The 9174-nt window shown below is 68.5% G+C and carries 6 protein-coding genes; 4 read left to right on the top strand and 2 right to left on the bottom strand.

The window, feature by feature from the left end; genetic code table 11:
* Positions 1–180: 180 nt before the first annotated feature.
* Positions 181–834, bottom strand: coding sequence for a hypothetical protein (locus ACFVU9_RS25415; protein ID WP_387597033.1), 654 nt, complete (start codon positions 832–834; stop codon positions 181–183).
* 102 nt (positions 835–936) lie between these two features.
* Between ACFVU9_RS25415 and ACFVU9_RS25410 the strand changes: the two genes are divergently transcribed.
* Positions 937–1266, top strand: a complete 330-nt coding sequence (locus ACFVU9_RS25410) for a transposase (protein ID WP_387597045.1) — start codon at positions 937–939, stop codon at positions 1264–1266.
* Positions 1220–2698: a transposase gene (locus ACFVU9_RS25405; RefSeq protein WP_387597030.1), complete on the top strand. Its 1479-nt coding sequence runs from the start codon at positions 1220–1222 to the stop codon at positions 2696–2698. The genes ACFVU9_RS25410 and ACFVU9_RS25405 overlap by 47 nt, the downstream gene beginning before the upstream one ends.
* Before the next feature lie 844 nt (positions 2699–3542).
* Here ACFVU9_RS25405 and ACFVU9_RS25400 read toward each other — a convergent pair.
* Positions 3543–4286 carry a hypothetical protein gene (locus tag ACFVU9_RS25400; RefSeq protein WP_387597027.1) on the bottom strand — a complete coding sequence of 248 codons (744 nt, stop codon included), beginning with the start codon at positions 4284–4286 and terminating at the stop codon, positions 3543–3545.
* 308 nt (positions 4287–4594) lie between these two features.
* Between ACFVU9_RS25400 and ACFVU9_RS25395 the strand changes: the two genes are divergently transcribed.
* Together ACFVU9_RS25395 and ACFVU9_RS25390 are read left to right on the top strand one after the other, a co-directional pair.
* Complete coding sequence (locus tag ACFVU9_RS25395) at positions 4595–5164, top strand: SET domain-containing protein-lysine N-methyltransferase (protein WP_387597024.1); 570 nt, start codon at positions 4595–4597, stop codon at positions 5162–5164.
* Positions 5161–9138, top strand: coding sequence for an amino acid adenylation domain-containing protein (locus ACFVU9_RS25390; RefSeq protein WP_387597021.1), 3978 nt, complete (start codon positions 5161–5163; stop codon positions 9136–9138). Before ACFVU9_RS25395 ends, ACFVU9_RS25390 begins: the two co-directional genes overlap by 4 nt.
* The last annotated feature ends 36 nt before the right edge of the window (positions 9139–9174 follow it).

The following is a 9174-nucleotide window of genomic DNA, read 5'->3' as shown; positions in this document are numbered from 1 at the left end:
AGATGCACGGCCGCGCCGGATTCCCCCTGCTCCGCCACCGCATCCTCCTCCGGTGATCGCCACGGAGCGCTACCACCGAATACGGGCCAGAGCCGTTCTTTTTACAGACCCGGAAAGCCTTCCGTTGGAGGCCGCGGACTCCCCAGTGGCCCCTCCCTGAGATCGCCTCGCTCAGATCGGCTATGGTGCCGTCGGCAGCGCCGGTCGCGAGATGGTGAAGTGGGACCTACCGACACCGGCGGGGTAGTCCAGGTGGCCGGTCATGGTGGTGACGCGGGTCCCCGTCGCACAGGTGAGGCTACTGCTCATGGAGCCACCGCCATCGGGGCCCTCGAACTTGAAGACACCGACTCCGGCCTGGTTGATCTCGAGGGCGAAGTTCCCCACGCGGCCGATGTACGTTCCGTCGAGCATCTGGAGATCCGCCCGGTAACCCGTGGTGTTCGCGCTCTTGAAGCTGATGGTGAACTTGCGGTCCACGCCGCCGGCATTGACCGTACCAACGAGCGGCGCATCGGTCTTCGTGGTGCCAGCGAAGTCCGAGAGGGCGCCTCCGCACCCGTGAGCCACTTCGACATCGGCATACGCGACGGGTACGCCGACGGACAGTGCGGTTGCGAGCAGGACGGTGCTCAGGGCACGGGTGGTTGTACGGGACATTGCAGATCCGTTCATCTTCTGGCCGCCCGATTGCGGCCTTGTCAGTACACCACTGAGCAATCGGCCCGGCTGTTCGATAAGGCCATCCGTGGCAGGGGCTGTCCCCGTCCTGGCGTGGGGTCTGTCCAGCGACTGGCTCTGTCCCGTAATCGGGATGCTGTTGGTGATCTTCACTGGTGAGAGTGAGGTTGTCCTCGATCGGCGGCCACTGGCCGGCCCTTCCTGTTTTCGTGGTCTGGGAGTTCGGGCTGGTCAAAGGGGTTGGTTGCGGTGGCGATGGGTTCCTGGTCCGGGCGGGAGATCCCGCCGTTGACCGCACGGATGGCGCGGGCGAGCAATCCGCGGGGCACGGCGGCGATGGGCGTGGGGGATCATCTGGCCGGGCTGTTCACGGACAGCGACTTCGAGGAGTGGTATTCCGCCGACGGGCGTCGGGGCCTGTCGCCGGCACGGCTGGCGTTGGTGTCGGTGCTGCAGTACGCGGAGAACCTCACCGACCGGCAGACGGCCGAGGCAGTCCGGTGCCGTCTGGACTGGAAATTACTGCCTGGGGCTGGAGTTGGACGATCCGGGTTTCGACTTCTCGGTGCTGAGCGAGTTCCGTGACCGGATGGCCGAGGGCGACCGCGCGGACCGACTGCTGGCGGTGATGGTCGAGCGTCTGGCGGAGGCAGGACTGATCAAGCGGCGCGGGCGCCAGCGCACCGACTCCACGCACGTCCTGGCGGCGGTGCGGTGCCTGGACCGGACCGAGCTGGTCGGTGAGACCCTGCGGGCGGCCCTGGAGGAATTGGCCGCCGCTGACGAGGAATGGGTGTTCGCCCTGGTCACCGACGAGTGGGCCAGGCGTTACGGCAGGCCGGTGCGCTACGACCGGTTGCCGAAGGAGGCGAAGGAACGCGAGCAGTATGCGCTCACGGTCGGCGAGGACGGCATGCGTCTGTTCCAGGCTCTTCTCGCCGCCGATGCCCCGGCCCGGCTGAGGTGGTTGCCGCAGGTGGAGGTGTTGTGGCAGGTCTGGCTCCAGCAGTACTGGTACGACGAGACCGGCACTTTGCGCTGGCGCGGGCCCAAGCAGACCCGCGACCGGCTCAGCCGGCGGACGACGGACCGGCGGGCTGCTTCCGGTAAGGCCGTCGGCCGTGGGAGCCCGGATCCCGCTTCGGCCACCACACCCTGGTCGTCGGTGGAGATCGTCACCCCGCACGACCCGCAGGCCCGCTTCAGCCACAAGCCCGGCAAGGCCGAGTGGGTCGGCTACAAGGACCACCAGACCGAGACCTGCGATGAGGGCCTGCCGAACGTGATCGTCCACGTCGCCACCACACCGGCGCCCGAGCAGGACATCGACGCCCTGGAGCGGATCCACGCCGACCTCGCAGCACGTTCCCTCGCTCCGGCCGAGCACCTGGTCGACGGCGGATACATCACCCCGGCCACCATCCACCGGGCCCGGACCGAGCACGGGATCGACCTGGTCGGCCCGGTCAGACTCGGCCCCAGGACACGGGCACTGCCGGGCTTCAACAAGGAGGACTTCCGGCCCAACTGGCATGACAAGAGGCTGACTTGCCCGAACGGGGCAACCATCCCGCCCTGGAAGCCGACACTCGCCGACGGGCACGAACGGCTGTCGGTGCTCTTTCCCCGCGCCGTCTGCAGACCCTGCGAAGACCGTCACAAATGCACCGGGAACACCGGTGGACGAGGCCGGCACATCCTCCTGCTGCCCCAGCCCCTGCAGGAGATCCAAAACCGTGTCCGGAAAGAGCAGAACACCCGGGCCTGGCAGGACCGGTATGCCATGAGAGCCGGCTGCGAGGCCACCGTCTCCGAAACCGTGCACGCCCACGGCCTGCGCAACTGCCGATACCGCAGCACAGCGAAGACCCACGTCCATCACGTCCTCACCGCAGCCGGAACCAACATCATCCGCCTCCACCAGCATCAGCCGGACGGCGACGGAACCAACCCAGCAACCCGCTTCACGCGCCTGTGCAGGCAACTGCGTGACGGGACTCGAACCCACGACACTTGAAGATCACCAACAGCATCCCGATTACGGGACAGAGCCGTTGGTTGGACAGGCCCAGTCCATCGAAGGGTGGGTTGCGGTGGCGATGGGTTCCTGGACGTGGCCCGCCGTTACGACCCGGATGGCATCTTCGCTTTCCCCCAGTCCGTCGCGGCCGCCCCGGGCTGAAGGGACGATCGAGCGAATGTCGGGGGCGAGGTGCGGCGCCGCCGAGAGCCGGTGCGATGACGGCCGCGGCCCCACCTCCTGCGGATGCCGGTCGGAGGTGGGGTGCGGGCCTGGCGCGGGGTGAACTCAGCTCCTGCCAGGGTCCCGGAGAGTCCGGCCGCCAAGGAGTGCGCTGCTTGACAGCCCACTGGCCTGGGGTTTCCGGCGCTCTCGCGAACGTCCTCAGCGGACGGCAGACCGAACGGGAGGCGCCGCAGAGGGCTCCTGGCGGCGACGGTCAAGTGGCCGACCGGGAAGGGAAAGCCGGCTCTGTGCGGGCCTGCAGGCCGTGATGCGGGCGGCAGCGAGCGTGATTGACTGACACGGTCCGTGCCAAGTGATGGCGAATGTCTGCCCCGTACTGAGCGAGAACGCCACGGCCCGATAGGCATCGGCGTCGGCAAGCCATGCCATCGGCCCGTGCTGCTCAGCGGGGCCGATCAGCTGCAGGGCGACCTGCAGATGGCGGCGGAGCCAGCGCACGGCCTGGCCGGCGCTGTCGTGCGAGGCGGTGACCAGGACGCGGCGTGCGCCCGGCCCGGTCGGCGTGATGGCAAAGACGGCCGTGTAACGGGCATTCGGCGGCGGCACGGTACGGCTCCTCTCCGTACCGTGATCCAGCGCCGGATCGCGAAGTGAATCACCAACCTTCATTCCCACCGTCCCCACCCTGGTCGTCGCCCTGGCCCTGGCCGTCGCCCCCGTCATCGCCCCAACCCTGACCATCACCCTCGTCCTGGCCGTCACCCCCGTCATCGCCCCAACCCTGACCATCACCCCGGCCCTGGACGTCATCCTGCAGTTCCAGGGACCGCTCCTGGAGACCGCTCCTCCCGGATACTGAACCGCCCGGCCAACCCAGCTCGGAAACAGCTTCCCTGAAGGAGACCCCGTGATTTACGGGACTCTGGGAATAATTGGATTTTCCGAGCAGCCGAAGTATCCCCCACTTGACGTCCGCATGCCCCCTCGAAATGGCCCCGTCGATCGGATCGAGAAAATTATCCAACCATTCGTATCCGGTCCTCAGGTTCCTGATCGTCGATACGTCTTGGTGGAATTGCGAATCAGCCGCCGCCCGATCCTGTTCCATGTCCGCCCCGGACATAACGTTCGGACCGATCGTATAGCGGAAGTCGTGCTGGGCGGCCGCGTTCCAGACCGCATCACTCTGGAGGCCATCCGGCACTCCGGTGACGCCGTTGCTGTAGAAGCTCGCCTTCAGGGCCCTCGTTCGGGCATCGCTTCCAGACATGCCCATGACGCTGTTTCGAAGATTGATGAAATCCTGGTTGGGCAATTCCGCGATCCACCGGTACGTGTCGGCGTCAAAGTTCGCCACGGGGTTGTTCTGGGACGGCGCTTCTCCGTTGATGCGAGGCATGACTCTCCCGTCGATGAGTTCGGCCGAATGGGCCACGAAAGGTTTCTGATTCCCCGGAATCCCCGCGAGCCCGGCAACAGCAAGCTACGCCCGGAGGCATGCACCCCCCAGCGGATCCTCCGTTTCCGCCAATAAATACAAAGGAGCCACCGGGCCGCCGCGAAAAATTGTCCGAACCTGCCAATGAGCTTCGCGGTGACGGCAACACGGCCGAGGATCAGGGAGGCGTCCAGGAGCCGGCGGCCACGGAGGGCAGTACGAGCTCCAAGGACAAGCCGGATGATTCCCGACACCACAGCGGAGGTCTCATGTCGTTTGCCCAGGGCCGTTCTCAGGAGGCGAGTTCCGCCATCTCGCCCACGGCGCCGGAGGCCCAGCTGGGTGTCCTGCGCTCACACGGGGACTACTCACTCGTTGCCCTCGGCCACACTCCGGCCGGTTCTCGCATCTTCGGCATCGATGGCCGGCTGACGGACGTTCCGAGCCGCCATTCCGTGCAGGTGGGCCACCGGTTGCACGTGGACCTGCCCCACGGCATGGAGTACGAGGACGTCCTCGATGCGTATTTCTGGCGGTTCATGAACCACAGCTGCGAGCCGACCGCACGAATCGACGGTCGACAGGTCGTCGCGGTCACGGATCTGCTGCCAGGACAGGAGATCACCTTCCACTACAACACCACCGAAGCAGCCATGGCAGAACCGTTCGACTGCCGTTGCGGCAGCGAGAGCTGCGAGGGTCACATCGCCGGCTACTACGCCGCGACTCCGGCGGCACGGCTGAGGCTGGGTCCATGGCTCGGCCGGCACCTGTCCACCACCGAGGACGACCTGTTCGCGGACGACGGCTCCGCAGGGGCCGATGCGGTACGGCGATGACCTCCGCACCCGGGCAACTAACCTCCGGCCCCGCCACCGTCCTGCACGAGTTGTTCACCGCGGCGGCCGACCGGTGGCCGCAGGCCACCGCGCTGGTGCTCCCGTCCACGGCCCGCCGAGAGCGGCACCTCCTGACCTACGCCGAACTCGACGCCCTGGCAGGCCGGTTCACCGAGCATCTCCTCCCGACCAGCGAACGTGAGGAGATTGTCGCCATCCTCCTGCCGAGGACCACCTCACTCCTCTACGCCGCACAGATCGGTGTCCTTCGCGCCGGTTCGGCGTACGTCTGCCTCGACCCGGTGTTTCCCGACCAGCAGCTGTACACGATCCTCTCCGACTGCCGTGCTGTGACAGTGCTGACGGACGCCTCCGGCAGGTACCGGCTCCAACAGGCGGGTTACCAGGGCCGGCTGATCCTGGCCGGCGAGCCGGTCCCGCCTTTACCGGGGCCCGCGCCCCGTAGCGTAGGTCCCGCCGATGCGGCCTACGTCATCTACACCTCCGGAACCACCGGGCGGCCCAAGGGAGTGGTGATCTCCCACGGCAGCATTGTCAGTCTCATCAGCTCCGACATGGCCGAGTTCGCCCTCGGCCCCGGCGACCGGATCGCCCAAGGTTCCTCCTGCGCCTACGACTCGTCGGTGGAGGAGAGCTGGATGGCCCTGGCTTCCGGTGCCGCCCTGGTGATACTGGACGACGAGACGGCGCGTCTGGGACCGGATCTGGTGCCCTGGCTGCGGAACGAACGGATCACCGTCCTGTGCCCGGTACCGACCCTCCTGCGGTCGACGGGCTGCACCGACCCAGGCGAGGAACTCCCCGATCTGCGGCTGGTGTACACCGGTGGCGAGGCACTCTCCGAGGACATCGCCACCGTGTGGGCCAGAGGCCCCCGTCTGGTGAACGGTTACGGCCCCACCGAATGCACGGTCACCTGTGTGCGTCAGGACATCGCCCCCGGCGAGCGGATCGCCATCGGGCATCCGGTTCCCGGCACGCAGGCCTGGGTACTGGACGAAAACCTCCAGCCGGTGCCCGACGGCGTGGAGGGTGAGTTGTACGTGGGCGGCGAGGCGCCGGCGATCGGTTACCTGCACCAGCCGCGCCTGACGGCGGAGCGGTTCCCCGTCCACCGCTTACTGGGCCGATTGTACCGCACGGGCGATCTCGCCTACCAGGAGCCGGACGGCACTCTCGTCTACTGCGGCCGCGTCGACTCCCAGGTGAAACTGCGCGGTCACCGGATCGAGCTGGAAGCCGTGGAGGCATGCCTGGCCGGCGCTCCCGGGGTCCGCGAAGTCGCCTGCTGCGTGCAGGACGAAGGGGCCGGACAGATCCTCGTCGCCCACGTCGTGCCGTCCGACGATGCCGCTCCACCCGGTTTCGGCGAACTGTCCGACCACGTCCGGCGGGCACTGCCACCCCCGATGGTGCCCGCCAGGTTCGGGCTGGCATCGTCGTTGCCACGAGGTGTCAGCGGCAAGCTCCGCCGCGACCTGCTCCCGACCCTCGCTCCGTACCCTCCGCAGGACGAACTCCCCGGCCCGGGAGGGAAGGAGCCGGACGGCGTGCTCGCGGTCGTCGCGAGGGCTGCAGGCTGGGTCCTGGGCCTTCGCGAAGTCCCCCTCCACGCGGACTTCTTCACCGATCTCGGCGGCAGCTCGGTGCACGCCGCAGCGCTAGTCTCCGAGCTGCGCGCCGTTCCTGCCACCGCCTCGCTCACGGTACGGGACGTCTACGAGGCGCGCACCATCAGCGTGCTGGCGTCCAGGGCCGTGCGGCAAGGGCCACCGCAGAGCACGGGTGCCTCGCCACAGATCCCCGCGCCCGAGGCGGGGAGCCCGCTCACGGCAACCGCCGTCCAGGCGGCCTGGCTGCTCACTGCACTGGTCGCCGTGTCCGCCGTGGCCTACCAGATGGCGTACCGGCTGCTCCCGCCCGTGTACCACGCCGTCGGCGCGACGGCGTTCCTCTTCCTCACCTGGGCGGTACTCCCCCTGGCCCGCCTGGTCTGGGCACCGGTGGCGGTGCTCCTCGCCGCCCTCGCCAAAAGGACTCTGGTCGGCTCCTACGTTCCGGAGCGGGTGCCGGGCTGGAGCCGGCGGGCGGTACGGATGTGGCTGGTGCGCCAGGCGGTGCGGACGGTGCCCTGGCGCACGCTCGCGGGCACCGAGTACCAGTGTATGGCACTGCGTGTGCTCGGTGCCCGCATCGGCCGGCGGGTCCACATTCACCGGGGCGTCGACGTGCTCCAAGGAGGATGGGATCTCTTGGAGATCGGCGACGATGTGACGCTCGGCCAGGACGCAGGCGTGCAGCTGGTGACCCAGACCGAGGGGCACCTCGTCGTCGGACCCGTGAAACTGGAGGAGGGATCCACCCTGGACGTCCGCGCGAGCGTCGGTCCGGGGTGCCATGTCGGCAAGGGCGCGAGGCTGTCCGCCCTGTCCTCCCTGCCCAACGGCGCGCGGGTCCCGGACGGCATGCTGGCCGACGGTGTCCCGGCACGCTGGACCGGTCCCACCCCCGCGGTCCCGGTGCTCACCCGAACCGGCAGGGTCTACTCCCCCGTGACGCACGGCGCGGCCACCCTCGCCGCCCGCACGGTGCTCCAGCTGGTGGTGACCTTCCCCTACTTCGGGTCGTTCGCGCTGCTCCTCGCGCTCGGCCTCATCGATGACGACGGCTTCGCCACTGCGCTGAACCGCCCTCTGGACAACGCAGGGCCCCTGGCATCGGTCGCCGCGGCCCTGTGCTTCGGGCTCGTCCCGTCGTTGACCACCATGGGGTTGGCGGCCCGGGCACTCGGCAAGACCCCGGCCGGGGTGATCAGCCGGTGGGAACTCGGCTACGTCCGGGTGTGGCTGAAGGCCGACCTGGTGGACTCCGCCGGCACCTGGCTCAGCGGGACGTTGATGTGGCCCCGGTGGCTTCGCCTGGCGGGTATGGACATCGGCCGCGACTGCGAGATCAGCACAGTGATCGATGTCGTACCCGAGCTGGTGTCCATCGGCACGGGTACCTTCCTCGCCGACGGCATCTACCTGGGCGGCCCGCGGCTGGACCGGGGAACGGTGTCCCTGGAAGCGCTGCGGCTCGGGGACGGGGTGTTCGTCGGCAACCACGCGGTCCTTCCCGGTGGCTGCTCGCTCCCCGACGATCTGCTGATCGGCGTCGCGACCCCCTGCGCGGGCGTCCCCTTCCGGCCCGGCAGTTCCTGGTTCGGCCACCCTGCCTTCGAACTCCCGCACCGTGACGTCACACAGGCCGACCGAGGGCTGACCCACGAACCGTCGGCGCTGCGCCGGGTCAACCGCTGGGTGTGGGAGCTCGCCCGGTTCGCCATCCCCTTGATACCCATGGCCGGCGGGACATTATGGGTGAGCGCTGTCAACGCGATCGTCCCCGAAGTGCCGGCCGCGGCCGCGGCAGCGGCCTTCGCCTCGTCCGCGGCCTCCCTGCTGTCCGTCCTCACGCTCTGCGGGTCGGTCCTCGCTCTGAAGTGGGCCTTGCTGGGGCAGGTGCGTCCGGGTGTCCACGCGCTGTGGAGCTGCTGGTGCAGCCGGTGGGACTTCGTCTATGTCGTGTGGGCCGTGGTCGCCAAGCCCCTGCTCACCCCCCTCGAATCCACCCTTCTGCTCGCGATCTACCTGCGACGGATGGGCATGAGGATCGGTCGGCGCGTGCTGCTCGGAGAGGGTTTCGCGCACGTGGCGGATCCGGACATGCTGGTGATCGGGGACGGGGCGACGGTGTCCGCCATGTTCCAGGCGCACACCTTCGAGGACCGGGTCCTCAAGATCGACTACATCCGGGTGGGTGCACAGGCCACGCTCGCGGACAAGACCGTGCCGCTCTACGGTGCGCAGATCGGGCGGGACGCCGTCGTCGCCCCTCACAGCGTGGTGATGAAGCACGAGCGGCTGCAGCCGGGGCTCAGGTACGAAGGCGTGCCGACCCGGCACGGTTGACGGCAGTCGAGGGCCGGTGGTCGGACGGTTCCCGGG

The organism is Kitasatospora sp. NPDC057936, from assembly GCF_042887525.1.
In the GTDB taxonomy this organism is placed as follows: domain Bacteria; phylum Actinomycetota; class Actinomycetes; order Streptomycetales; family Streptomycetaceae; genus Kitasatospora.
Note: the sequence above shows the minus strand (reverse complement) of the source record. Positions and strands in the feature narration are given on the sequence as shown.